This window comes from Pedobacter sp. JY14-1 (assembly GCF_029269825.1).
Lineage (GTDB): Bacteria > Bacteroidota > Bacteroidia > Sphingobacteriales > Sphingobacteriaceae > Pedobacter.
Window position 1 is genome coordinate 109,292 of sequence record NZ_JARJHU010000003.1, and the last position, 25,196, is coordinate 134,487.

Genomic DNA, 25,196 nt, shown 5'->3' on the forward strand with positions numbered 1-25,196 from the left:
ATATGAGAAATCGCATTTTATACAGCCTCTTACTGCTAATCTCTATTCACAGTTTTGTTTCTTGTAAGAAAAGTTTTCTGGACGTTGCCAGTGTTACTAGCCCTTTATATAGGGAAAATTATGTCAGAGACCTGAATAGCATGGAAGAATACCTGAACGGCATGTACCTCTTATTTGCTGCAAATTGGTTCGGTGGATCTAGCGAAAAAGGTTATGCCGAATATGTCGCTGACAACTTGAAACCTATTAACACGAATGATGCAAATATAATAGCAAATTACAAATGGATGCAAAATCAATATGGGGGAAACGCACCCGATTTTACTTCAACAAATATGTCTCTTAATTGGCAACGTAACTACCGAGTTATCAGAGCCAGTTGTTTTATAACTGAGGATATAGGTAAGTATCGGAAAGAAAACCCAGTGAAAGCTGATTATATCAAAGGACAAGCTCTTTTCTTCAGAGCAATCATGCATTTCAAACTGGTGAATATGTTTGCGCAGCCCTATAAATTTACGCCAGATGCTTCTCATCTAGGCGTGCCATACATTACCACATCCAACCTTTCTGCACCTTATAGCCGACAAAGTGTCAAACAAGTATATGATGCGATCATTACGGATCTTAATGAAGCGATTAGTTTAATGAATAATACAGCCACACCAGATGTAAGATATGTTGGTATTGACGCAGTTAGGGGAATCTTAGCACGGGTCTATCTTTTTAAAGGAGATTATACGAAAGCTTTAGACATTGCCAGAGATTTATGTGTTAAATATCCATTGATGACTATTGCAAAGGGATATCCCAATTTACTTTACTCACATCAAACAGAAAGCGGATCTGAAGTGATTTTCCAGGCAACCCCGGGCGGCGCTTATCCTAACACCACAGCTTTTCTTGGACGTTATTTAAAAGGGGCTTTATTGAGCTTCTATGCAACCAGCGACATCGCTGGCATCTTAAAGGAAAGCGTAACCGATGCGAGGAGTGCCTGGGTCACGAGCAATGGCAGTAACTGGCTCGTCACCAAATTCCCTTCTGGCGTAGCGGGAATACCCGGCGCTTTGGAAGGAGATTATTATGATCCGGTTATTCGTTCTTCCGAAATGTTTTTGATGGTTGCTGAAGCAGCCTTTAAAACAGGTGATGAGCAAACTGCACGGCAATACCTTAACGCGATTAGAAAGCGAGCTGATTCATCAGCATCGGACATAACAACTAGTGGAGAGCCGTTGATCAATGCTATTTATAAAGAACGGAGGAAAGAGCTTTGCTTCGAGAATCTTCGGTTATATGATTTGCAACGCCTAGGAATGGGTATCAACAGACTTGACGTATTGCCGGGCATGCCAGGCACGCTTACCTATCCTAACAATAAAGCTATTGCGCCAATACCTCAAAAGGATGTCGACATAGCCGGGCTTAAACAAAATGAGGGCTATTGAATCTACTTCTTAACTTATTTAATCAAAAATATGCGTTTTCATTATAATCCGATTGTTGCGGGTGAGAAAAACTCGCACCTGTTACTTCTTTGTCTTTTTGTTTTCTTGTTTAATTTCGTTAACGCTAAACCTATCCAGGATAAGCAAAAGCAACCTAAACTTATCACTATCAAGGGAGAGATTCCACCGACTTATAAAAAGGCGGAGATAGAATTAAGCTATTATCCGAGCTTACTTATTAATGATTTTGAATTGAAGGCGACGAAGACTATTAATAAGACCGTCACAAAAGGACAAGTTCAATTTGAGATCAGGACCGCAAACATCATCGACATCTACGGCACTTTTTGGGGTAATAGCAGAATTGGCTATCCCTTAGAGCCTGGTGAATCCATCGAAATCCGATATGAAAATGGAACGCCTATCTTTAGGGGAAGTGCTGCCTTAAAATTTGAACTCATTCATTTACTGAACAAAGTCAACGACAGCATAAATGCTACGTTGGAATCCAGGGGCCTGCCATGGAAACTTGTGGCACCAAAATCCAGGCAAGAATATTTCAAATGGAACGAATTCTATAATGAAAAAATAAGGGCCTTTGATTTAATTCTGAACAGATACCGAAATCGGATGACAAAGAAGGCTTTCGATCTTGTCAAATTATACGCTTATGAAAAGCCTGAAGATGACAGATTAGAGAAATTCAGGATGTTAATGGGCATGCGTGTCCGTGAAGGAGATGTTTTCAAACATAAATTTGGTTTAACCAATGAGGACTTATGTGCAATTTATGACACTACATTAAACAGCCACGCAGCCAAATGGTTGAAACATGAAGCTCCCGGAGTAAGAATTCCGTTCTATCTGTATGACGGCGTGGGAGTTGAGGCTTTAAGGCGCGGGGGCAAATTCTTTATTGAGAAGGTAAGTGATACCGCTACGATGGGGAAAGATGCGGGTGAGCACAAATATGTAGCCCGTTACCAGTTGGCGAAGGAAATTTACAAGAATCCTCAGCGTAGCGAATTGCTTTCATTTATGTTTTACAGTCCTAAAGCACACCTTGCAGGTGCAGGTTTTACGCCTGAAATCGAAGCTATCTTGTCAGACTTCTATAGTGATCCCACAATTGGTGAACGCTATAAGGATGAGGTAAGAAAGTATGAACGTGAAAGGCGAAGAAAGGCCAAGCTGACCGGGATGAAGGATTTCAGCTTAACTGATGTCAATGGAAAGCCTTTCACTAAAACCAACCTGAAAGGTAAGATCGCCATTTTCGATTTCTGGTTTACCGGATGTACAGGCTGCGTATTGATGGCGCCTGAACTTAAAAAAGTTGAAGAACGGTTTAAAGCTGACACCAATGTGGTGTTTGTGAGTGTCTCTACAGATAAGAACAGGCAGCAATGGCTGAACAGCATTAAACAAGGGAAGTATGCTTCTACAACCAGCACGCATGTGTATACTGCTGGCAGGGGTAGTACAGATCCATTCCTGGAGTTTTATGATGTTACCAGCTATCCAACTTTGTTGTTCTTTGATGCTTTTGGCAACCGGCTCGCTCCAGCCAAACGGCCAGATCTGGATAAGGGCGCATCGATGATCAAACTGATCGAGGAGGAGCTTGTCAGAATGAAAGACGGGCCGTATGTGTTTGAGGAAACTGAGGGCAAAGTAGCCTACACGGTAAACGGGGCGAGTTTCAGCAAGTCTAAGACTGGTGTTTTGACCGTGCAGACAGACCAGGCGGGCAAAACGTTCAGCGTACCGCTGCAAAAGGAGATAGTAACTCAGGAATCGGAATTGTCTGTGCGCCCGGAAAAGTTATTTGCGCTATCCGATATCGAAGGTAACTTCGATAAGTTCCGGATGCTGTTGCAAAACAACAAGATCATTGATGCGGATTACAACTGGATTTTTGACAATGGGCACCTGGTGTTTTCCGGTGATATGTTTGACCGGGGTGAGCAGGTAACAGAATGTTTGTGGCTGATTTATTCGTTGGAGGAGAAGGCAAAAGCTGCCGGTGGGCAGGTGCATTTTGTATTAGGTAACCACGAGATTATGAACCTGCAGGGTGATTTCCGATATGTGCAGGGCAAATACAAACATAGTGCTGAGGTAATGGGTAAATCCCTGATGCAGCTGTATGCTAAAGACACTGAACTGGGTAAATGGTTGCGTACTAAAAATGTTGCTGAGAAGGTGGGTGATCTGCTGTTTGCCCATGGTGGTTTTTCATCGAAGATCAACCAGTCGGCATTGAGCATTGCGGATATCAATAAATTGGCAAGGCCTTATTATGACAGGAACCTCGGTGATGGCAAATTTCCTGATGAGAATACCAACCTGGTAATGAGCGAATCATTTGGGCCGTTCTGGTACAGGGGATATTATGTGGACGAGAATATGCAAGATAAGGTTAAGCCTGTCGTGGATAGCCTTTTGACTAAATACAATGCTAAGCATATTATTACCGGGCATACCATCATTGCCGACAAGATCACTGCTTTGTATGACCACAAGATAATCAATACAGATGTGAAGCATGCTGATGGCAATTCTGAAGCCCTGTTGAATGAGGGCAAGAACTTTTACCGTGTCACCTACAAAGGCGAAAAGTTCCTGTTGTTTAAAGAAGACTAGTTGTGGCATTAAAAATCTGAAAGGTATGTAGCATTTGCTACATACCTTTCGTTTAACTAAAGAAAACATAAAAGAACTGATGAAAGCAACTAAAATAAACCTCCCGTATATAGCGCTGCTATTATTTTGTATGACCTCAATTGCAGCCTGCACCAAGAAAGAAAAAACCACTCCTGAACGGCAGAAGGAACTCCTTGGGAGCTGGCAGGAAACCACAGCGGTTATTCGCATACTGACATTTAAAGAAAATGGAGATTTTTTAATGTCATTGCGCTCCGGCAATGAGTCGACGGTTAACTTATATGGAACATATAAGGTGAAAGGAGATAGCCTGAAATTGAATGTAGACCGTCAGGAAGAGGTAATCCCTAACCAGCCGACCATAATTACGCTGATAAATCACAATTTCCTCTATGAGGATTGCGTTTATAAGGTAAAAGATAATACGCTGGATCTGACCTACATTACTTATCCTGCTGACGCGCCGGTAAGCACTGAAAGTAAATTTACCAGGCAAACCGGATTGCTGCATAATTAATGGCAGATACTTATCTGTTGGTTTGCTTCTAATCTATTTGGGGGCTTTAATCAGCCGTATTACCTGCCCGCCGCCTGCGGCGATGGAAACGTTCAGGACGTCTTTGCCGGTAACCTCTCTGATGGCCTTTAACAGGTGGTTTGGCTGTTCGGCGGCATCTTCTGCATCGCTGTAAAGTTCGGCGGTGTATTTACCTTCGGATAGCATTTTCAGCGGAATTTTCAGATCCCTGGCAGTGCTGTTATTGATCGTGCCGATATACCAGTCATTGCCGTGCCGCCGTGCTATTGTCAGGTACTGGCCGACTTCGGCATTAAGCACGCGGGTCTCATCCCAGGTAGTAGGTATTTTTTGCAAAAAATCAAAGCCGGGCTGTCCTTCATAGGCCTGCGGATGATCGGCCACCATGTGCAGGTAACTTTCCATCACCACATACATGGCCAGCATATGGCAACGTGTACCAATCATCATTGGCTTCACATAACGCGGCTTGTATTTGGCGGGTGGAACTGCATTAAATCCGCCCAGATGATAATCGGCAGGCCCTGCCAGTAAACGGGTGAACGCAATATCCAGATCATGTTCGGGTGTCAATGCCATTGGCAGCCATTTGTTTTGTTCGTAGTTATAGGTGCCCTCACGGGTAAATTCGTTGGGATAAGTTCGGCTTAAACCCGTGGGCTTATAAGCGCCGTGAAACTGGATGAACAAATGATGGTCAGCTGCTTTCTGTAAAATCTCTTCTTGTATGTTTACCATGATCTGGTCGTCCCTGTCCAGGAAATCTACCATCATGCCTTTGATCCCCCACCTTTCGAACTGGGCAAATGCACTGTCTAATTGCGGGTATAAAGCTTTCCAGTGAACCCAGACGTGAATGCCGACACCTTTACTTTTTGCATAGTCACAAATCTGCTTCATATCCAGCGATGCTACCGAATGCGTCACATCTGCATAGGTTCCCGGCTGTCCAAAGCTTGACCAGTTATTCGGATACCAGGCTACCCCGCCGTAGCCAATTACAGAATGATATTCGATATTATTGCGTGCGCAGAAATCGATGTAGTATTTATTGGTTTCGAAGTTGATCCCCGGCGCAAAAGTGGTATCGGGTAGTACATCGCCATTCCACCAATGGAAGGAGGTTTTTCCAGGTTTTAGCCAGGACGTATCCTTGATCTTTGAAGGCTCATTCAAACTGGTAAGGATGTTGGATTCGATCAGCGCGCCGATGCGGTCAGCAATCATAATGACCCGCCAAGGTGTGCGGTGTGGTAGCTGGGCTTTAACCTTGATGTCTTTTTGTCCCGGCAGGGGTGACAATGTGCTGGTCAGGATGCCCCCCTGATTGGTCAGGTACATTCCGGCATAATCGCGGAGGCTGGCTTCGGTGATGGCGATATAAGTCTTATCCGGATTCTCGATCAGCAGTGGCAGATCCACCAGGCTTTCCGGTTTTAGGGCACTTAACGGCATTTTGGCATAAGGGCCCTCATGTGTGTTGACAAAATTGTCGAATAGAAGCGCCCTGATGTCGGGTTTCCCTGCTACGTTAAATTCGGTTCGCTCTTCGGTAAGGGTATAAGCAGCCCAGTTGTTCTGCCTGGGAAATTCGTAACGGAAAGCGACCCCATCATTGAAAGCCCTTATAACAAGGTTTATTAATCGCCTTAATCCTTTTTCCTCTCTAAGCTGTATGATGGCCTGGCGGTACTTGTTCACGACATGCTTCGTCTTTCCGACTACAAGATCGTAGGGTCCATCGAAGTTGCCGCTTTCGACTTTAATTATCTTAAGATCTTTTGCAATATCACCGCTGCCCTTAAAAGACAATCCCAGTGCCGAGGTATTGATCACCCGCCGGCCTTTGTAGTTTACCTTGTAAGATGGCCGGTCTTTGGTCAGGGTAAAGTAGAAGGAAATAGTGCCATCAGGGGATTTAATGGTAACGTTGTTCTGGGCTTTCGCCGGGCAGAGTGACAATAATGCCGCCAGCAGGAGCAGTGGTGTGATAGTTTTCATCCAGGTTTGGTTGTTGTCGTTAAAATATGCAAACGATCACACAAGTTCAAAAAAACCTACCTTAGGGTTACCGCAACTTCAGTATTGTTACTGATTGAGCGCTTGATGATCGTCTTTCCGCCAGCAGACATTAATAAGTTGATTTTATCCTTCGCCCTGTGCAAGGTGATGTCTATTGAGGTATTGAATGCCCGGATATTTTTCAGTTCCAGGTGATCCCATTTTCCAGGGAGATCTGGTCGCAGCAGGAATGAATTGAACCCTGTCGGTTCCATGCCGAGCACTCCTTCCGTGAAAATACGGCAGTACAGTGCGCTCTCTGCCGATAATTGTGCCATGCCATTCTCCGGCCAGGCTTCGACTACGTAGGGTACCCGGAAACCCGTCAGTCGGGTGGTAGCGTAAGCGCTTAACCGTTCCAGCGCACGGTCGGCTGCGCCAGCCTTGAACGCACCTCTGAAGGCATACAGTGTACCTCTGTCCCAGAAGACTTTAGCACCATTATCATCGGGTTTCAGCTCGGTCAGAACGCCATTTGATGACCATAATTTATTGAACAGGGCATCCAGCGTGCCCGACTTGCGCTGATTGATCCCAACCACCAGGGGCAGGCATATCCAGGCCCTCAGGGTGTTGTTCTCTTTATAGTATTTGTAGGTATCGAGGCCATCCATTTTTGCGCCGAAGTAGCTCTCGATGGCTTGTGAAAGGTTTTTTGCACGCGCCTGGTAATCAGCAATAAGTGATGACGGTTTGCCCATAGCTTTGGCCAGCCTGGCGGCCTGAATCAGTGCTCCATAATAAAGCGACGAGGTGGACAAATTTGCAGATCCGGTCGGAAAACGACCTTCCAGCTCGTCGCTTTCCGAAGCAACGACGCCGTCTGGAGTGATCCTTTTACGGGTGTATTCCAGGCACCAGTCGATTAAAGGCCAGATCTCTTCAGCTTTTTTAGGGTCGCCAGAGGCCATGAGATAGTGGGTGGCACCAAAGGCGATCATCGCTGCGTCACCGCGGTCGTTTGCGCCGAAGGGAAAGGTAACATCCAGTTCAAAGGAAGCCCATATTTTTCCGCCATCTTTCGGGATATTAGCCTGGAATATCCGGTAGGCATTCATTGCCGCCTGCATCCCTTTCTGATAACCGAGGTAAGAGAAGAAGGGACCGCTGTATTCCGCCTGGTCGTTGGCCCAGATGCCGACATAGTAATTGCCACCGCCGGGTGAGTGGACCAGGCCCAGCCGCGACCTGAAAATGCTTTCTGCTGCCCTGATCTTGGAAAAATAAAACAAGGTGTTAATTGTGGTGTCGGGAGATTTCAGCACCAGGTTTTTGGAGACGCTGTCGAGGAACAGATCGCGCTTCTGCTCAATAATTGTGAGCACACGCTCTGGGTCGGCCTCCTCGTTGAGAGTGGCCGTGAAGTAAACGCCAAAGCTGTATTGCTCACCTGGCTTGATCGCCACCACCTGGCTGGCGTCTGTCATGATCTTTCTGCGGTAGTGACCGTGAAAGCCGGTTTCGTTTTGGATGAGTTCGGTAGCGCCTATGGATAAGTTTTGTAGTGAGGGGCCTGCATTGATCAGCGTCCACTTTTCGACGAAGCATCGTTTGTCCATTGATGGGAAAAATGTCCTGATGACACGGATTCCATCACGATCCTTGAAATAGAAACTGATCTTTCCGTTGATACGGATCGAATCGAGCGTTCCTGTCTCAAACTTCTTTTCACCAATGCTTATGACAGGTAAAATTTCGTCTGTGTACTGCGAGCGCAGATAGGCCCTGTACATGGATTCGTTGGATTTGCTGTACTTCCGCAGCTGGGGGAAGATGATATCCCGGGTAATTTCGACCTGTTTTGTTTTATTGACCTTATAGCTGACGATTCCGGATACAAGTGAACCAGACATTTCCAGGTTGTCGTCATGTGGTAAACGATTTTCTTTTGTGAGGTTCCAGGTAATGCCATGGTCGGCATTGGTTCGCCAGAATATTTCGTTTTGCTGGGTCAGATCCTGAGCGGTCGCCTGCCTGGCCACTCCGGCAATCAGTATGGCGAGCAACAAAGTCAGCGGTTTTGTAAAATTTGGGTTGGTCATCAAAAGTAAAGATAAAGATTATTCAATGCCACCGGGATAAAAGATACCGATGACGGGTGTCGGGGAAGCTTTCATTTATAAGGTGAGCTAAATTAGCTATCTTTACTACAAAACGTCCTGTGAAACTACCCTCTGTACAACAGTTCTGTGCCGGCCTGCTGATGGTTGTCCGCAGATTTCCGCTACAATTCTTGTGTGCTGTTTTTGCCACTGCATGCTGGTGTATTTGCATACATCTGTCTGAACAACACACCACTGCAAACGAAGCTTTACGTGACGACCTGATCAAGGCCGTTTTGGTTTCGAACATGGTACTTACCTTATTGCTGGCTCTGGATCTGTTTGCGGAAGCGAATGGGTACAGTCCTGGAAAAAAATGGGTCCTCCGTTGCCTGGGAGTGTTATGTGGCCTGGGTTTGTTTTTTTTATTGTCACCTGTGGACAATATTCCTGATGCTTACCGTACGGCGTTACTGGCCTTTGCCTTCCACCTGCTGGTGGCGTTCGCCCCCTTTATTGGTAAAGATGATGTTGGCGCCTTCTGGCAGTATAACAAAATGCTTTTCCTGCGCATACTCGTCTCGGGTTTGTACTCTGTAGTGTTATTTGCCGGGCTGGCTATTGCCTTGTTTGCCGTGAAGGGGCTGTTTAACGTAAAGGTCCATGATGAGGCTTTTCTGATGTTGTTCGCTGTGATCACCGCGGGGTTCAACACCTTATTTTTTCTGGCCGGCGTACCGGCGGTAAACCTGAACGTCCTGGCAGAAGATAAAAGCTACCCTAAGGGGCTGAAGGTATTTACTCAATTTGTACTCATTCCGCTTATGAGTATTTACCTGGCCATCCTGCTGGTTTATGAACTCAAGATATTGTTGCTTTGGGAACTGCCAAAGGGACTCGTTTCCAGCCTGATACTGGGATATGCGGTATTTGGTATCCTGTCATTGTTACTGGTCTATCCCGTTAAGGAAGCTGACGGAAACCAATGGATCAAACTCTTTTCCCGCTTTTTTTATATCATGTTGATCCCGCTGGTGATTCTTTTAGTTTTGGCTATCTGGAAGCGCGTGGATCATTATGGGATCACTGAAAGCCGGTATGTCCTTATTGTGCTGGCGTTATGGCTGTCAGGAATTACCTTATACTTTCTACTGAGCGGTAAGGAAAACATTAAGGTAATACCGGTTAGTTTGTGCATTCTGGTTTTACTTACCGTTTACGGGCCTCAGAGCATCAGTTCTCTGTCTAAAAGCTCCCAGCTTGCCAGGCTACGGAAGCTTATGACTTCTGACCGGGCTGCCGACCAGTATGAAAAGCCTTCCGTAATCCGGTACCTGGTCAATGTGCATGGCCTGAAATCACTGCAACCTTTTACCACCGAGCCGCTGGCAGCTATAGAAGCGAAAATAAGCCGGCAAAGGTCCTATCGCTATGCACAAAAGGAGCAAATGGTAGATACCATCCTGGCTATTTTAAAAGTAAAGGATGAAAGGAGATACCAGGCCGGTATCGGGTTATCGCTGATCAATGATGAAAATAAACCGCTTAAGATTAAGGGATACGATTACCTGATAGAAATGAATACGTATCCGCAACCCGCAACATTTACCGTAGCTGGTCATAAGCTGACAACTGAAGGCAGTAGGGGCGGAAGCAAGTTAATGGTGCGCACGGGTGATACTACGCTGTTGCATATAGACCTCTCGGGCCTTTTTAATACTGCGGCTAAGGATTACCAGAACGGAGTTCTGAAACCGGCTGAAGAGCGGCAGCATTTTTACTATCCGGCAAAAAAAATGCGCTTTAGCCGGGTTATGGGGCAATTTGAGTATACTGTGGTAATTGCATCGTTGGAGGGCACTTTTAATAATGACCACGAAAGTGATGACAGGAACTATCTGAATTCAAAAAGTTATTTATTGATTCGGGAGTTGAAGTAAGTAAACATGGCGTTCCCCGCTTAGCTGATGGATTGAAAAAGTCAAAAAAATAGAAGGGATTTCTATGGGTATATTCGCGTAATTGACTATAATTAGCAATCTTTGATTTTTAACCTGATGAACCTGAAGAAAAATATCTCACTGATTTTAAAGGGCGCAGCTATTCTTGCTCTTCCGCTCTTATCGCTTACCGTTACTCCCATATCCTCCGGCGGAGGTCCGAAATGGGAGCCGCTTTTTAATGGAAAGGACCTGAAGGACTGGACGGTTAAGATCAGAACGCATGCCTTTAATGAGAATTTCGGTAATACGTTCCGGGTTGCCGACGGAAAGATACAAGTGAACTATGACCAATATGATCAGTTTGATGATCAGTATGGGCACCTGTTTTATAAAAAGCCATTTTCCTATTACCTCATTGCGGCAGAATACCGGTTTATTGGCAACCAGGTAAAGGGCGGGCCAGGCTGGGCATTTCGTAACAGCGGGATCATGATCCATGGCCAGGATCCGGCGACTATGGAAAAGGACCAGGATTTCCCGGTATCGATCGAAGTTCAGTTACTGGGAGGTAATGGTAAGGGCAAGCGATCTACGGCTAACGTGTGCACGCCGGGTACCCAGTACATCATGGATAATTCGGTAATTACGGCCCATTGCAGGGATTCAAATTCAAAGACTTATGATGGTGACCAGTGGGTCAGAGTGGAAGCACTGGTGCTGGGAGATTCGCTGGTTGTCCACTATGTCAACGGAGAAGAGGTTTTGCGCTACCGTAAACCGCAAACAGATCCGGTTGACGGATCGAAGGAGGGTAAGTTGATCAGGAGCGGTACCATTTCGCTCCAAAGTGAGAGCCATCCTGTTGAATTCCGGAAAGTGGAGATCGTCAATCTGGAGAAATATTCCCGCGACCCGAAGAAACTGGCGAAGGTAATTGAGGCGTTGATGGCGGAGAAGCGGGTGGCTAAACAATAGTAGTATGTCTGACGAAATGAAAAATTGTCCGCAATGCGGATCACCTTATGGCTATTATCTGAATGACGAGTTGTATGCTTGTCCGGAATGTAGCTACGAATGGAACCCGGCTGAACCAGTAGCACAGGATGAATTGGTGGTAAAAGATGCCAACGGAAATATTCTGCAGAATGGCGATTCCGTTATCGTAATAAAGAACCTTCCGGTCAAAGGGGCATCGGGCCCGGTTAAGGCCGGAACTAAGGTAAAGAATATCCGCCTCACGGAAGGAGACCACAACATTGATTGTAAGATTGATGGTTTTGGTGCGATGGCATTAAAGTCTGAATTTGTAAGGAAAGCCTGAAACCTAAGGTAAAATCCAATAAGTACGACGACACATTCTGTTTGCAGAAATAAATTGTAACAATAATTTTGATTGTTGTAATTTATTTGTATTTTGATACTGTAATTGAATTTTAGCTGGCTGTCCGGATATGGGGTGAAAAATCGGGTGCAACAGTGTGATCGGTTACATATTAGGGATACTTATTTATGTCGGACCAAGGGACGCAATTTTACTTTAATGCCAGGAAGATATGGAATACTGTTGTAAAGGAAGACCCGGGGCGTCCGTATGAACTGGAATTACAGCTTGACCTGCACAAACGGTTACTCAATCTTTTTCAGCCGGGAAGCTATTACTACTATGTCTTTAATATTTTTCAGGCCGAATTTGATTTTGTAAGTCCCGGAATTACTGCGGTACTGGGTTATGCACCCGAGGAGGTGACCACTGCTTTTTTCATTGATAAGCTGCATCCTGATGATAAGCCTTACTTTCTGCAGTTTGAGCAGCGCATCACGGAATTCTTCATCGCCTTGCCGTACGATAAAGTGCAAAACTATAAAATGCAGTACGATTTCAGGATTCGTGCCAGGAATAACAAATATGTACGCATCTTGCATCAGGCGGTACAGATAGAGTATGATGAATCAAATTTTTACCGTACACTGGACGTCGATACCGATATCTCGCATATAAAGCCAGATGGTATACCTACCTTTTCGATAATAGGGCTTGATGGGGAGCCTTCCTATTATAATATTACTGAAACCAATACACTGACGAAATCCTACGATTTGTTTACGCGGAGGGAAAGAGCCGTCTTAAAGCTGATCGTAGAAAACAAAAGCACTAAGGAAATCGCACGGGAGCTTTATATCAGTTTTCATACTGTAAATGCACATCGTAAGAATATATTAAAAAAAGCGAATGCTAAAACTCCGGTAGAACTGGTCCGAAAGGCTTTATATGAGGGCTGGGTCTGAGGACTAAATTAGCTAGGGATAGCTATTTTTTTTCTGACAATTAAGGAGAAGATTAGTTATTTATTTATTAGGGTATAGTTAAATATAAGCAAAATGAAAAATCTGTTATTAACCGTGGCCTTAGCTGCGCTGTTGATGCCTGCCAGCCAGCTAAATGCACAGGTCAGAAAAGCCGTGCCTAAAGCCAAAACCCCTTTAGCCGTGGCTAAAGGACCTGTCTTAAATAAAATAGATTTCTTTAACCTGGCTCCGGAAGATGCTTTGCAGGCGTTGAGCGACGAGTTGAAAAAAGTGAAGGTGGTGCTTAAAGACATAGTGGAAGAGCCATCCTATTATTATGATATATCAGGAAAACAGTTAAATCTTCGTTCAACATCAAGGAAACTGGTTTTTGATCATGATGTGACTGCAAATATCACTTCCGATGAAAATGACCAGATTACGGCGGTTTCATTTTCTATAGGTGATGGTAATGTGGAGCGTCTTAAGGCAGCAAAAAAAGTACTGGTCTTTACCAGCTGGCCGGTAATTTCACAGTCTGATAATGATACCACCTATAGAAATGGCAATAAGATAGCAAATTCTTCGGTTTTTGTTAGTGAAGACGATGAAGGTAAAATTAAAGGGCGCAGCTTTGATGTGGGTATAAAACTGGTTAAACCATATAATTATGTGCCCAAGAATTACCGTTCGTTTGACCCCCAGAACCTGGATGTCCATGACAATGGTGACGATATAGGATATGCAATTGCAGAATTTATGAAAAAAGTGGGAATTAATCTGCTTTACAAGGAGGAGAACCTGCCTTTTGTCCTTGAAGACGAGCTTTATAGTTATTCATGCAAATATAACTTCAGTAATGCAGTCTCCGTGAGCATCAATACATCGGTATCCGGGAAGCTGAAAAATATATATATTGACAGTAGTGATCCGATCACATTCTCCAGGTTAAAGAAGAGCCTGGGAATTCTGCAGTGGCCTGAAACCGAGCGGGACGAATATGACGAATCTGATGCAGATTATTATAAGTTCAATAACGTTGTAGCAACGGTTTCATCATATGCTAAGGATATCGTGCTTAGAGTCAATCCTTTACTAGAGGATATTGCTGCGAGGCTGGAGAATACCTTTACCCCCTCGTTTGATGATCTGGCTAATCTGTATAAATCCGGAACACCAGAAGAAGTGGCAAAAACGATAACGGATACTTACGTAAACCAGATAGCCTTTGATAAGACAAAACAGAAACTGGTTCCGAACCCCAATGGCAGCAAATTTGATTTTTGCTTTAAAACCCCTAGTGGTTCTACTGCTGAGTGCTATTTTAATTATAATGAACTTACAAACAATAAAAGTACAGAGGTCTTTCTGATGTCCGAGGATAAGGCTTTTGTGAAAAGTATTTACGAGCAGTATCTGAAAAGCAGTTCTAAATCTAAGTATTATGTCATGCTGAGACTGGACGGTAAGGATGTTACCTATCCAAATGAGTTTGACCGCGTCTGGTTCATGAACAAGGAGGCAAGAGACAGGGAAATTGCAGATCAGCAACGTCAGGAAGCAGAACTTGCTGCAAGGAAGGAACAGGAAAGACTGGACGCAATAGAAAAGGAAAAGCAAAGGGCCGCACGATCAATGGAGACATTGAATAAGCTTAGTGAGTTTCTTTTGAACAGCGGGAAAAAGCAGTAAATCTGCTTTATGAACGCTGTCTAATCGTCATCGTCTTCCTTTTTCTTTTCGAGGATCACAAACGCGCTTCGTTTGGGGGCTGGCATTACAGAATGCTCGCCTTTAACGGATTTCCATACCACTTCGTTCAGGTCCAGATCTGGTGCGGCATCTTCTTTTGCAAAATTGAAAACCGCCGATCTTCTGCTGCTTTCATTGTTGGCGACGTTCCTTGTGTCGAGGTTGATCGATGGCTTTATAGAGGTATAGGGTGTAAGGTCCGGCTCACTGGTGAAGCATTCAAACAGTGGCATAGCTCCGGCGTCATACTGGCTCATGGGTGGCAGTCCAAGGATCAGTTCCATAGTTCTCAGGAAGCCTGAAGTTGAATACATCGTATGTATAACCTCGTTTCGCTTTACGTAAGGGCCGATTACATAGGCCGGAGAGCGGTGTGCATCTACATGGTCTGGTCCGTTTTGTGCATCGTCTTCGAGGATAAAAACCACAGATTCTTTCCAGATGGGGCTGTGCGAAAGATGTTCGATGATACGGCCCACGGCCAGGTCGTTATCTGCAACTGCAGCCCTTGGAGATACTTTCCCTACTTTCTGCCCACTGGTATGATCGTTGGATATCCTTAAGGTACTGAACTGAGGGACACTTCCTGCGTTGAGCAGCGAATCAAAATCCTGTATCCAGGCATCTGCACGTACCTGATCGGGAATGTCCATGTCAAAACCCGGAGAATTGGGGCACATATGACCCTGGAGTGCTTTAATATTTGCTTTGGCATAGGCTCCGAACTCCCCATAACTGCGATAGGAAATACCCGCACGCTGGCAGTAGTCCCAGATGAAACCGCCTTTTGGGTAGGTTACCGGCCTTCCGCCTTCAAACGTAGTTGACCCGCCCCTTGATCCGTAACTGGTTGGCCAGGTTTTTTCCACAACATCTGTAGCGTAGGCCGCCATACTCCAGTTGTGCCCGTCTGCACTTACTTCGGCATCTACATAAAAGTTATCAAGCAGCACATACCGTTCCGCAAGCGCATGCTGATTGGGTGTTATTTTTCTGCCGAAAAGGCATAGGGAGGAGTCTCCGTTCCCTTTAGGTATATCGCCCAGTACCTGGTCATAGGTACGGTTTTCCTTAATGATATAGAACACGTGCTTTATCGGAGATTTCTCTCCCTGGCGGCGTGGAATGGGATTCCCTTTTTCGCCGTCGGCCAGTAGTGTTTTTTTATCTGTGAACGGGGTATTTGCATATACCTGTCTGGTATAGGTTTTCAGTTGCTCTGGTTTTGGGGATTCTATGAATGACAATGTACCCTTAAACAGCCCTGCAATATACTGCAACCTGCGATTGGCAGTGCTGCCCATATGGTAGTCGCTGTTGTCGATCTTGGAAACAGGCTGAGGACCTTTGGGGTTTGGAAGCGATGTATTTCCTTTCCCGTTAGTGACCAGGATCCTTCCGCCAAGGGTTTTTACACTGGTCGGATACCAGCCTACCGGTATGAACCCCTGGCTTAAACTGTTACCTGGCTTGCTCACATCAAAAACCGCGAGACAATTATTGTCTGCGTTGGCGATGTATAAGGTCTTCTCATTTGCGCTCAATGCCAGCCCGTTGGTTGTTGAACCCGTCAATTGCGTGGCATATAAGGTGGTGGCTATGGTTTCGATCACCTTTGCAGAGGCGGTGCTGATCACGGAAACCGTATTGTCACTGGCGTTGGCTACAAACAGGCGGGTTCCTTTTTTATTCAGCAAGAGTTCATTTGGATGGTCGCCGACCGGAATGAGCTGCGCAATTTTTTCTTCGGCGAGATCTACCACGGCAATGCTTTTGCCGCCCCAGAGGGAGACATAAAGCTTTTGCTCATCTGCGGAGAGTACGCAGCTGTAGGCTATAGCTGGAAGTTGTATTTTTTTTAGGATCTTTTTAGCTGCGGGACTGATCATGTAAAGTGTACTGTCTTCCTTCGTAACGGTGTATAGTCTGCTGTTATTTTTGTTGACAACAATGCCTGCGGGACTGATCTTTCCTTTGGGCCATACCGGGCCTAATTTTATCGTGTCACTTGCTTCCAGCGTGTTGTCTTTTAGCCTGAAATCCAATATCCAGTTGTCATTACCTCCAGAAGCATATAAATGCTTTTCGTCCTTGCTGAAGGCGAGGCCATACCAGGATTTACGCAGTATCTTTTCATCCAGTATTTTTTCAGTTTTCGGATCGATCAGCTGTAACGATTGGGTGCTTTGTCCGTTATTGGTAACGGCAATGAATTTTCCTGAGGGACTGATCTGCATGTTCAGCGGCAGGTCACCCAGTTGTATGGAGTGTCCGGCGGGAGAAAGCTTCCAGCCGTTGGGCAGCAGGATTTGGTTGCTGTTTTCCTGTTTTCCGGGCCATTGCGCAGAAGCGGTGTTGAGCAGGGCTGCAAAGAAGAATAGGATAAGTCGTGTTCTTTTCATTTTGCAGTTATTTATGCAGGTTAAAATTGATCAGTGCCCTTATAGAATAGCCGTTTCCCGATGCCTGCCCGAGTTCGCGAATGGCTTCTGAGGGTATTGCATTGCTCCTGGTCGCGTAGAATACCGGTCCGCCTGAAAGTGCAAATGATAGCTTTGAGTGTGACGGCGCCAGGCTTAAAGAGGGACCTACCATCAGCTTCGCACCACCTTCTGCCTCATCTTGTTCCCAAAAACCTTCAAGGTCCTGGCCCAGGGCCTCAATTCCGATAAACACCCCGTCGGTGATCTTGTGCTGAAAACCCAGGCTGCTGATGAAGTCAAGCTTGTCCCTGCTACTTTCAAATGCCTTCTCAAACCGAAGGTTTCCCGTAGCCATCCATTTTGGCTGATCAAGGGATAAGGTTATCCTGCTGATGGCAGATTTGACATTGGACCAGTCGCGGCTCAGCCCGAATCCAAGCCCCAGTCTGAAACCTCGCTGTGCTTTACCTCCGGCCAGATCGCGGATCACTTCTGCCTGCTGTGCTGAAGTGACCCCTCCGCCATGAGCAAAACCTATGGCGGCGGTAGCATATAATGTAAAACGGTTTCCTAAATAACCTTTAACGCCGAATTGCTGCCCGAGGCCGTCATAACCAAACTGGCCATTGGTCCGCTCTCCGTATGTTCCGGAATAATGAATGTTCCAGTTAGGTTGGTCTCCTGTTAATGTATTTAACGTGAATAAAAATGGCTGGACCGGGGTCTGGGCGATACCCCTGAATCCTGAAAAAACCAAAAGGACAATGAATAAGTTCTTTTTCATGTTCAAACGGAGTTTGATATATACATGTTTTAAACGACAAATATCGGCATATGCTGGTCTGCTGTCTATATTCTGATATTATGATTTGGTTAAATCTATCTATCAGGAAATTTACGTTGGCTGAGTAATTCCTTCATCTGTGTCTTATGATGCTACAGGCTGACGATACAAAGCAGGAAATTTAATATATTTAGCCGTTAATCATTTGCGCTTGGTTTTCTGTAGCCCGCAATGGTACGCTTAAGTAGATAAATGGCTAAAAAAAAGATATTAATAACCGGAGCAAGCAGGGGCCTTGGTCTCGCGATCTCAAAAAGGCTGTCTGCTGAATATGAACTTGTCCTGCATGCGAGCCGTCCTGAGAGCTTCACTTCGGTGATTCCGGGAAGTACGCAGTTGTGTGCAGATCTTTCCGACCCGGAACAGCTGGGCAACTTCTGCAAGCAGCTGAAAAAGGAACATGGAGATTCGCTTTATGGCGTGATCAACAATGCAGGGGTTACCTTTGACAATTCGCTTATTTTTCAGCCCGAGAAGGCTATAGACACCATGATACAGGTGAACCTGAAGGCTCCAGTGATGATCTGTAAAACGGCTATGAAAATATTCAGCCTGAACAAGCGTGGCGTCATTATCAATGTCAGTTCGGTAGTCGCGGAAACAGGAAATGCATTTCAATCGGTATATGCTGCGACTAAAGCGGGACTGATCGCGTTTTCCAAATCACTGGCAAAGGAAGCCGCCGCCCTCAATGAGGAACATGATATCCGGGTACTTAGCGTTTGCCCCGGCTTTATCGATACAGATATGACCCGGGACCTTCCGCAGACAGAGAAAGATAAGTATCTTAAAATGATCCCTTCTAAAAGGTTCGGTACGGCAGAGGATGTTGCGGGGACCATTGAGTTCTTGCTTTCGCCACAATCAGCATACATAAACGGCTCTTCCATACACATTAATGGGGGGCTGGTTTAACCGGATATAAACAAGCATGGAAAACCTGATCGGGACCGCTCCTGAAAGCATTCTTATCCACGGGCCTAAAAAGACCCTGGTGAATAAATACCTCTGGCATGACCCTAAGGTAGGTATTGTCGCAAGCTATAAGCCAACTGAAACCGATGTCGAAGACCATTTCGGCGTATTCCGGGGTGTGGATCAGATAGAGTCTTTTGCCCAGGCGACCGTAGTTTCCTGCAGTGGTTTTCTGGAAACAATTAAACAAAATTGCGACTTCGATCATTTAAAGGCTAATTTTATTCCTTTATTTGTAAGTATCTCTGAAGTGAACTTCAGGGGATATCTTGAAATTGGCGATGTTTTTATCTGTATGGGGCAGATTACATTCTATAAATTCAGGCAAATGACCTGTGACGGCCGGATTTATAAGGTACCCCCGGGCCTGGACCTTGAAGCCTATTTCAAAAGTTATACAACGGAGCAGTTTCTGAATTATGAACTGGATCCTGAGTTTACGCTGATCGCTGAATTAAAGGGAGTAACCGGAAAAGGAATAAAGAAAAACAAGTTTATAAAATAAATGGAAAGACAAGAAATCATCGATGGACTGGTAGATATTTTAAAAACGGTAAGGACCATTGACCAGAGCAAACTGGAAAACGTGACCGAGGAAACGGACTTTATCGCGGACCTCAATACACCTTCTACGGAAATGATCAATATTGCCGCCAAGGCAGAACAGAAGTTTGGTGTCGAGTTTGAAGACGACGACATCGATGATCTGGGTTCAAAGGTTAAGGATATCGTTGATCTGATCTTAAGGACAAAAGACAGGGCTTAGCATGGTGACAACGGGAAGAAAAGTAGCGATCGTAGGTATGGGCGGGGCATTCCCTGATTGCCGAGACCTGGATGATTTTAACCGGAAACTCTTTTCTGGCGAAAGCCTGATCCGCGAATGGGACCAGGCGCTTGCCCACGGCAAGAATATCCGCTCTACTGTGTCGGGGTTCATTACCGAGGCGGAGATGCACCTGGAGCCGGTTTATTCTACGCTTGCTGCCGATTATCCCGAAACGTATATCGACCTGCTGGGCCGGATCCCGGATACGAATCTGTCTACTGCAGATATCGGCAGCATCTGGTCTATGCTAGGTGCACAGGATGCACTGAAGATGGCCGGCTGGACTGCTGAGGAAACACGGTCTGAACAAACTGGTGTGGTCATTGGTTCCGGAGGGGCCGGGCATATCATTTTAAGGACGGCCTGGCACAATTTTTTTGAGCTGAAAAGGAAGACAAGATTAGCAGGTTCACATACGGTAGACCGTACGATGGTTTACCGGGATGCGGCGAACGTTTCCTGTCTGATCCGGAACCAGGGGGTTTGCGAAGCCATTGGGTCGGCATGTGCTACCGGCCTGGGCAATATCGGTTATGCCTACCGTCTTATTAAGTTCGGCCTGCAGGACCGGGTGATCGCAGGTGGGGTTGAAGGAACTTCACTGGAGACATTTATTGGTTTTGATGCCATGCAGGTGCTCAGCAAAGGTTTTAGCGCTGCCGAAAGCTCCCGACCCTTTGACACCAGCAGGAACGGATTTGTCTGTTCCTTCGGCTGTGGTATTGTTGCGCTGGAGGAATATGAGCTGGCCAAAGCCCGGGGAGCGAAGATCCTGGCGGTAATTGATAATTATCATAATAACTCAGATGGCTCGGGTAATATGTTCTTCCCTTCTTTTTCCGGACAAAAGCGTCTTTGGAAGGGGTTGATGGATGGGCATGAGATCAGGCCTGATGTAGTCAAGGTACATGGTACATCCACTCCTGTGGGGGATGCCATTGAGCTGTTGAGCGTAGTAGATGTTATGGGAGAGGAAGGCTATCACATCTCAGCCCCGAAATCCCAGTTTGGCCACATGCTCGGCGCAGCCGGAGCAGTAGAGCTGATCGCTTCTGTGCTGATGCTGCAAAACCAGGAGGTATTGCCCTGCCTGAATTCGGTACAGCTGAACCCTGAATTGGAGAACATTCAGAAATCTGCTGACTGGAACGGCCCGGAAAAGCCCTTGGCTGGCTATCGTGAGCTGATCTCGCAAGAGGCTGTAAAGAAGGAGATCAATCAAATCGTTTGCCTGAACTATGGTTTTGGCGGAACGAACAGTGCCATGTCTATTTCCAGGGAAGATTAACCTATGATTGACAATAACCATAAAACAGCGGTAATTTTTGGCGTAAGGAACGACAGTTCCATCGCCTATGATGTTGCCGTAAAGCTTCACCGTTCCGGGTGCAGGATTGCGTTGAGTTATGTGAAGGATACTAAAGACAATGTATTGCACCTGCTGCGTGAACTGGGCCTTTCGGAAGACCGGGCCATGGAAGTGGACGTGAGGGACGAGCAGCAGATCGCGGCTTTTTTCGAAATGGTAAGTGCAACACTGGGGCCGGTAGATTATATCCTGCATGGAGTGGCCTTTGGCAGCCAGCAGGTGATGTGTTACAGCTTACCAGGCAGCGGATTGCCAGCGCCCGGATACCTGGACATCCCGTTTGAGGACCTGATGGATTCATTTAACATCAGTGCTTATTCTTTACTTAGAATTGTGAGGGTTTCCCTTCCTTATTTAGCGCAGGAGGCTTCTGTGCTGACGTTGACCTATAATGCTTCTCAGCGGGTATTCCCTGGTTATGCAGGTATGGCCATCAATAAGGCGGCCCTGGAAAATATCGTCATTTACCTTGCCGATCAGCTCAGGGATAAGCAGGTCCGTGTCAATGCCATTTCGGCCGGACTTGTAATGACAACTTCCGCGGGTGGAATCAACGGCGTAAGAAAACTCCGTAAGATGGGCAGGATTACGGCTCCGCTGGGCAATATTGATGTGGGTGACGTTGGAGATACGGCATTATATTATTTTTCAGGCCTGTCCAGGAAGGTGACGGGCAATATCCATTTTGTTGATGGGGGATTCAATATTATGGGAGTAGCGATCGATGAGAAAGGTTAAGTATGCAATCGGTAATGACCTGGTCTTTGTCCCCGGATTCAGCGAGTCGCTGACCGATCTTTTCATCGGAAAGGTATACACAGAGGCGGAAATCGCCTATTGCAAAAGCTTTGACCAGTCTTTGCTGCGGTATGCCTCTACGTGGGCGGCTAAGGAAGCGGTATATAAGGCACTTAAACAGCTTGATCCCGGACCGCTTTCCTGGAAGAAGATCGAGATCCTCCGGGACAAGATCGCCGGTAGACCCAGGGTGTTGCTACATCATCAGGTACCAGGGGCAGAACATCTGAGCCTGTCCATTTCACATGATGGGGATTATGTCTGGGCAGTGGTTATTGTAGAGACAGTATGACCAGCCATTTTTTTGAGAACGGCTTTGTAAAGCTTCACTACTACAAGTTCGGCAATGGGCCGAGGCCCATGCTTTGTTTCCATGGTTTCGGTATGCACGGAAGACAGTTCCGCCTGATGGAGGAACAACTGGGCGGAAGCTATACCTTTTTTGGGTTCGATCTCTTTTTTCACAAGGAAACGGTATTGAAAGACCAAAGTCTGCAGACAGTCAAGGCGGGCTTGCAGAAACAGCAGCTTGCAGCGTTGATTGAAGATTTTTGCAGACACGAAAGTATAGAAAGATTTTCCGTGATCGGCTATTCTATGGGGACGCATTATGCAACGACCATTGCAGAGGAGTTGCCGGAACGGATCGATGCCTATATCGTTGCAGCTCCCTCTTCCATTGAACCTGGGCGCCTGGTCAGATTTTTTGGGAGGAATACTATTGGAAATAAGCTCCTGGAGCGCTTGATGCTGAGCAAGCGGGCGACGACCAACCTGATCCGGCTTTTCAGAAAGCTGAGGTTCATCGATGAGGCAGGCCAAAATATCCTTTATAATGAAGTGGGGACGCCGGAGCTGAGATTTGCCCTGTATGCTTGTTTCACTTATCTCCGCTATCTAGAAACAGACGAGCCCAGGCTGATCCGGGCACTGACTGCTTATCGTATCAAAAGTATATTTATCTTTGGCCGGTACGATAAAATGTATCTGCCGGCGATCGGAAAATCCTTTTTCTCCAGGTACAATACAGGAAAAGTCCTGATCCTGGACGAGAACCATGAAATGATCAACAGGAATTTTGTATCTCATATTGCGAACCTTTTGCCATGATCATCAAATCAAGACCTTTGCCGCCATTTTTCTTTAAATGCGGGGCCATCCTAGTTGGCTGGTTCCTCAAAAGACGTTTCAATAAGCTATTGATCAGGGATATCGAGATCAAATCCGGTCATTCTTACCTGCTGATGTGCAACCACTTCAGCTTCCTTGATGGTTTGCTTGCTTATTATTTATGCAACAAGCTGTTCTGGAAAACGGGAGGTATGCGGAAGCTGTACATCATGTCCCTGAAAAGGCAGATGGAAAAGAACAAATGGCTGAGGTATGTGGGGAGCTTTTCTGTAGAACCGGGAAGGCGTTCGATCAAGGAGAGTTTTGCTTATGCGGCTGAAGTATTGTCTGAGCCGGGCAACCTTTTGCTTTTCTATCCGCAGGGTAACCTGGAAAGCAGCCATATCCGGTATATCCGGTTTGAGGATGGCCTGAACGAGATAGTACCGGCGATTAGGGGAAATTGCCAGCTGGTCTGGAGCAGTAACATTGTCGATTTCTTCGAAAGTACAAGGCCTTCAGTATCTTTCAACCTGCTGGACTGCGGTACCAATAAGGACTATGATTTTGAAGGGCTTAAGCGTAAGGTCAATGCACACCACCGCAGGTCAGTTGAGCGAAATATCCGTTTTACGGTGGAACCACCGCCGGAACACTGATCATTTCAGACGCTGCAGACCTTCTTTAGCCTGGGTATCGATGCTGTTCTGATATTCGTGGTTTCGCATTCTCAGGGCAAGGTTGTAGAAGTAGGCCGCCTTTGTCTTGTCTTTTCTCTGTTCGTAAAGCATTCCTGAAAATAAGGCCGCATTGGCAGCACTGTAATAGGTCTCATTTTTACCGATATCTATGGTCTTCTGATAATTGGCGATCGCTTCATTGAACATATCCATCCGGTCGTATATCCTGCCGAGACGATAGTAGAGCTCGATCTTGTCCCGGAGGTTCTTTAAATCCTGAGCTTCTTTGTTTTTAATCTGAGCAAGGGCCTTAGCATAATAACCTCCGTCAAAATAAAACCTTGCCTTCAGCAACTGTGTATCTGGCCGCAGGTCGTTGGCCTCCTTAAGGGCCTGTTTGTCTTTTTCATCGGTAGTATAACCTTTGGTCTTTACAAGCTTGAGGTAATTGTTATAACCAAGAAGATCGCCTTTGAGCAGGTAATGATAGGCGAGTTTAAGGTAAGTGTCTTTGATGTAATTCATACCCTTGTACTCTTTCAGATAATTGGTCAGATAGACGTGGGCATCGGTGTCCATCCGGCACAGTTTTGCACTGCCAAGCAAGTATTGCGCGGCGGGAAGTGGGGTATATAATGCAGATTTCGGAATACCCTGAAGTGCGGAAATTGCGGCGTCATTGTGCCCTGTCTTGAAGGCCACATAGCCTTTAAGATAAGTTCTGAGCAGGCTCTTTTCGTCCATGTCATTCAGAAAGGCATTTAGCCTGGTGTAGTTGTCCCTGTTATGGAGAATGTCAATATCCATGAAGCAGAGGAGGAATATGGCTTCATCGCTGTAAAAGTCATACGATGTCCCGGCGATCTGGCTTTTGAATGCTTCCATCTGCCTTACTCCGGATGAGATATTCCCTTTGAGCCCCAGGAAGTCGGCAATGCCGCGTAAATTGGAAGGAATGGCACCGAAAACGACTTCTATGAGCGCCAGGCCTTTCCGGTTCGGAAGAAAATCCCTGAATTTTTCCTGGTTCCTTTTCAACAGTCCCTGCGCTCTTTTTAAATCTATTGTGGAGGCGGTATAATCGCCAAACTTTGCCTTCACCAGGCCCCATTGCAAATAAATTTCCGCCTGTGAAAATAGGTAATAAGGCGAGTCTTTATCATTATCTTCCAGTGCATTTATCCTGCCGTCTTTTCTTCCTTTGAGCTTTTCGTATTCTGTTTTATTATCTGAGGTCAGCAAGTACATATAATCTACATAGTTATCCAGAAGAACGGGAATGCCGTTTTCAGGATTTTTGCTTTTTCCGTCAGCGATATATTTCCTTGCATCGTTCAGGCGGAGTTCAAAAATGGCTTTGTAGGCGGCTGTAGCGCTGGCATCGAAGATGAAGCTGGCTTTTGCCGGAAACATTGTGAAAATGAAAAG

21 protein-coding genes are annotated in these 25,196 nt (G+C 45.9%); 16 read left to right on the top strand and 5 right to left on the bottom strand.

Features of this window, described 5'->3' with window-relative positions:
• The first annotated feature begins 2 nt into the window (after positions 1–2).
• The 3 genes from P2W84_RS06505 to P2W84_RS06515 all read left to right on the top strand — a co-directional run bounded on the left by P2W84_RS06505 (position 3) and on the right by P2W84_RS06515 (position 4,635).
• Complete coding sequence (locus P2W84_RS06505; protein ID WP_276089310.1) at positions 3–1,451, top strand: RagB/SusD family nutrient uptake outer membrane protein; 1,449 nt, start codon at positions 3–5, stop codon at positions 1,449–1,451.
• Between the two features lie 30 nt (positions 1,452–1,481).
• Positions 1,482–4,097, top strand: a complete 2,616-nt coding sequence (locus tag P2W84_RS06510; RefSeq protein ID WP_276089311.1) for a metallophosphoesterase — start codon at positions 1,482–1,484, stop codon at positions 4,095–4,097.
• 130 nt (positions 4,098–4,227) lie between these two features.
• Positions 4,228–4,635, top strand: coding sequence for a hypothetical protein (locus P2W84_RS06515; protein WP_276089312.1), 408 nt, complete (start codon positions 4,228–4,230; stop codon positions 4,633–4,635).
• A gap of 33 nt (positions 4,636–4,668) precedes the next feature.
• Here P2W84_RS06515 and P2W84_RS06520 read toward each other — a convergent pair whose 3' ends face one another.
• Both P2W84_RS06520 and P2W84_RS06525 read right to left on the bottom strand, forming a co-directional pair.
• Complete coding sequence (locus P2W84_RS06520) at positions 4,669–6,657, bottom strand: glycoside hydrolase family 97 protein (protein WP_276089313.1); 1,989 nt, start codon at positions 6,655–6,657, stop codon at positions 4,669–4,671.
• A 56-nt stretch (positions 6,658–6,713) separates the two neighbouring features.
• Positions 6,714–8,759, bottom strand: coding sequence for a six-hairpin glycosidase-like protein (locus P2W84_RS06525; RefSeq protein ID WP_276089314.1), 2,046 nt, complete (start codon positions 8,757–8,759; stop codon positions 6,714–6,716).
• A gap of 119 nt (positions 8,760–8,878) precedes the next feature.
• On the opposite strand from P2W84_RS06525, the gene P2W84_RS06530 reads away from it, so the two are divergent.
• The 5 genes from P2W84_RS06530 (at position 8,879) to P2W84_RS06550 (ending at position 14,680) form a co-directional block, all read left to right on the top strand.
• Positions 8,879–10,699, top strand: coding sequence for a DUF4153 domain-containing protein (locus tag P2W84_RS06530; protein WP_276089315.1), 1,821 nt, complete (start codon positions 8,879–8,881; stop codon positions 10,697–10,699).
• Positions 10,700–10,816: 117 nt separating this feature from the next.
• A complete protein-coding gene (locus tag P2W84_RS06535) occupies positions 10,817–11,677 on the top strand; it encodes a DUF1080 domain-containing protein (RefSeq protein WP_276089316.1) in 861 nt (286 codons plus the stop codon).
• Between the two features lie 4 nt (positions 11,678–11,681).
• On the top strand, positions 11,682–12,023 hold the full coding sequence (locus tag P2W84_RS06540; RefSeq protein ID WP_276089317.1) for a zinc ribbon domain-containing protein YjdM: 342 nt from the start codon (positions 11,682–11,684) through the stop codon (positions 12,021–12,023).
• 188 nt (positions 12,024–12,211) lie between these two features.
• Positions 12,212–12,988: a LuxR C-terminal-related transcriptional regulator gene (locus P2W84_RS06545; RefSeq protein ID WP_276089318.1), complete on the top strand. Its 777-nt coding sequence runs from the start codon at positions 12,212–12,214 to the stop codon at positions 12,986–12,988.
• 93 nt (positions 12,989–13,081) lie between these two features.
• Positions 13,082–14,680, top strand: coding sequence for a hypothetical protein (locus P2W84_RS06550; protein ID WP_276089319.1), 1,599 nt, complete (start codon positions 13,082–13,084; stop codon positions 14,678–14,680).
• Between the two features lie 20 nt (positions 14,681–14,700).
• Here P2W84_RS06550 and P2W84_RS06555 read toward each other — a convergent pair whose 3' ends face one another.
• The gene (locus P2W84_RS06555; protein ID WP_276089320.1) at positions 14,701–17,142 is read right to left on the bottom strand and encodes a bifunctional YncE family protein/alkaline phosphatase family protein; all 2,442 of its coding nucleotides are present in this window, start codon (positions 17,140–17,142) and stop codon (positions 14,701–14,703) included.
• 7 nt (positions 17,143–17,149) lie between these two features.
• Positions 17,150–17,947, bottom strand: coding sequence for a hypothetical protein (locus P2W84_RS06560; RefSeq protein ID WP_276089321.1), 798 nt, complete (start codon positions 17,945–17,947; stop codon positions 17,150–17,152).
• 252 nt (positions 17,948–18,199) lie between these two features.
• Between P2W84_RS06560 and P2W84_RS06565 the strand changes: the two genes are divergently transcribed.
• The 8 genes from P2W84_RS06565 to P2W84_RS06600 are packed head-to-tail and all read left to right on the top strand — an operon-like array spanning position 18,200 to position 23,747.
• Positions 18,200–18,922 carry an SDR family NAD(P)-dependent oxidoreductase gene (locus tag P2W84_RS06565; RefSeq protein WP_276089322.1) on the top strand — a complete coding sequence of 241 codons (723 nt, stop codon included), beginning with the start codon at positions 18,200–18,202 and terminating at the stop codon, positions 18,920–18,922.
• A gap of 16 nt (positions 18,923–18,938) precedes the next feature.
• A complete protein-coding gene (locus P2W84_RS06570) occupies positions 18,939–19,487 on the top strand; it encodes a hypothetical protein (protein WP_276089323.1) in 549 nt (182 codons plus the stop codon).
• Entirely contained in the window at positions 19,488–19,748 is a 261-nt protein-coding gene (locus tag P2W84_RS06575; protein ID WP_276089324.1) for an acyl carrier protein, read from the top strand. It begins immediately after the preceding gene.
• 1 nt (position 19,749) lies between these two features.
• Entirely contained in the window at positions 19,750–21,099 is a 1,350-nt protein-coding gene (locus tag P2W84_RS06580) for a beta-ketoacyl synthase N-terminal-like domain-containing protein (protein ID WP_276089325.1), read from the top strand.
• A gap of 3 nt (positions 21,100–21,102) precedes the next feature.
• Positions 21,103–21,918, top strand: a complete 816-nt coding sequence (locus P2W84_RS06585; protein ID WP_276089326.1) for an SDR family oxidoreductase — start codon at positions 21,103–21,105, stop codon at positions 21,916–21,918.
• Positions 21,905–22,270 carry a holo-ACP synthase gene (locus tag P2W84_RS06590; protein WP_276089327.1) on the top strand — a complete coding sequence of 122 codons (366 nt, stop codon included), beginning with the start codon at positions 21,905–21,907 and terminating at the stop codon, positions 22,268–22,270. The genes P2W84_RS06585 and P2W84_RS06590 overlap by 14 nt, the downstream gene beginning before the upstream one ends.
• Entirely contained in the window at positions 22,267–23,088 is an 822-nt protein-coding gene (locus tag P2W84_RS06595; RefSeq protein ID WP_276089328.1) for an alpha/beta hydrolase, read from the top strand. The genes P2W84_RS06590 and P2W84_RS06595 overlap by 4 nt, the downstream gene beginning before the upstream one ends.
• Positions 23,085–23,747: a 1-acyl-sn-glycerol-3-phosphate acyltransferase gene (locus tag P2W84_RS06600; protein ID WP_276089329.1), complete on the top strand. Its 663-nt coding sequence runs from the start codon at positions 23,085–23,087 to the stop codon at positions 23,745–23,747. Before P2W84_RS06595 ends, P2W84_RS06600 begins: the two co-directional genes overlap by 4 nt.
• On the opposite strand, the gene P2W84_RS06605 is transcribed toward P2W84_RS06600, so the two are convergent.
• Complete coding sequence (locus tag P2W84_RS06605; RefSeq protein ID WP_276089330.1) at positions 23,748–25,181, bottom strand: tetratricopeptide repeat protein; 1,434 nt, start codon at positions 25,179–25,181, stop codon at positions 23,748–23,750.
• Positions 25,182–25,196 lie beyond the last annotated feature (15 nt).

Bases quoted from the DNA above. Each gene is read 5' to 3' on its own strand.
- P2W84_RS06505 (WP_276089310.1), top strand. From the start codon at position 3: ATGAGAAATCGCATTTTATACAGCCTCTTACTGCTAATCTCTATTCAC.
- P2W84_RS06510 (WP_276089311.1), top strand. From the start codon at position 1,482: ATGCGTTTTCATTATAATCCGATTGTTGCGGGTGAGAAAAACTCGCAC.
- P2W84_RS06515 (WP_276089312.1), top strand. From the start codon at position 4,228: ATGACCTCAATTGCAGCCTGCACCAAGAAAGAAAAAACCACTCCTGAA.
- P2W84_RS06520 (WP_276089313.1), bottom strand. From the start codon at position 6,657: ATGAAAACTATCACACCACTGCTCCTGCTGGCGGCATTATTGTCACTC.
- P2W84_RS06525 (WP_276089314.1), bottom strand. From the start codon at position 8,759: ATGACCAACCCAAATTTTACAAAACCGCTGACTTTGTTGCTCGCCATA.
- P2W84_RS06535 (WP_276089316.1), top strand. From the start codon at position 10,817: ATGAACCTGAAGAAAAATATCTCACTGATTTTAAAGGGCGCAGCTATT.
- P2W84_RS06540 (WP_276089317.1), top strand. From the start codon at position 11,682: ATGTCTGACGAAATGAAAAATTGTCCGCAATGCGGATCACCTTATGGC.
- P2W84_RS06545 (WP_276089318.1), top strand. From the start codon at position 12,212: ATGTCGGACCAAGGGACGCAATTTTACTTTAATGCCAGGAAGATATGG.
- P2W84_RS06550 (WP_276089319.1), top strand. From the start codon at position 13,082: ATGAAAAATCTGTTATTAACCGTGGCCTTAGCTGCGCTGTTGATGCCT.
- P2W84_RS06555 (WP_276089320.1), bottom strand. From the start codon at position 17,142: ATGAAAAGAACACGACTTATCCTATTCTTCTTTGCAGCCCTGCTCAAC.
- P2W84_RS06560 (WP_276089321.1), bottom strand. From the start codon at position 17,947: ATGAAAAAGAACTTATTCATTGTCCTTTTGGTTTTTTCAGGATTCAGG.
- P2W84_RS06565 (WP_276089322.1), top strand. From the start codon at position 18,200: ATGGCTAAAAAAAAGATATTAATAACCGGAGCAAGCAGGGGCCTTGGT.
- P2W84_RS06570 (WP_276089323.1), top strand. From the start codon at position 18,939: ATGGAAAACCTGATCGGGACCGCTCCTGAAAGCATTCTTATCCACGGG.
- P2W84_RS06575 (WP_276089324.1), top strand. From the start codon at position 19,488: ATGGAAAGACAAGAAATCATCGATGGACTGGTAGATATTTTAAAAACG.
- P2W84_RS06580 (WP_276089325.1), top strand. From the start codon at position 19,750: ATGGTGACAACGGGAAGAAAAGTAGCGATCGTAGGTATGGGCGGGGCA.
- P2W84_RS06585 (WP_276089326.1), top strand. From the start codon at position 21,103: ATGATTGACAATAACCATAAAACAGCGGTAATTTTTGGCGTAAGGAAC.
- P2W84_RS06590 (WP_276089327.1), top strand. From the start codon at position 21,905: ATGAGAAAGGTTAAGTATGCAATCGGTAATGACCTGGTCTTTGTCCCC.
- P2W84_RS06595 (WP_276089328.1), top strand. From the start codon at position 22,267: ATGACCAGCCATTTTTTTGAGAACGGCTTTGTAAAGCTTCACTACTAC.
- P2W84_RS06600 (WP_276089329.1), top strand. From the start codon at position 23,085: ATGATCATCAAATCAAGACCTTTGCCGCCATTTTTCTTTAAATGCGGG.
- P2W84_RS06605 (WP_276089330.1), bottom strand. From the start codon at position 25,181: ATGTTTCCGGCAAAAGCCAGCTTCATCTTCGATGCCAGCGCTACAGCC.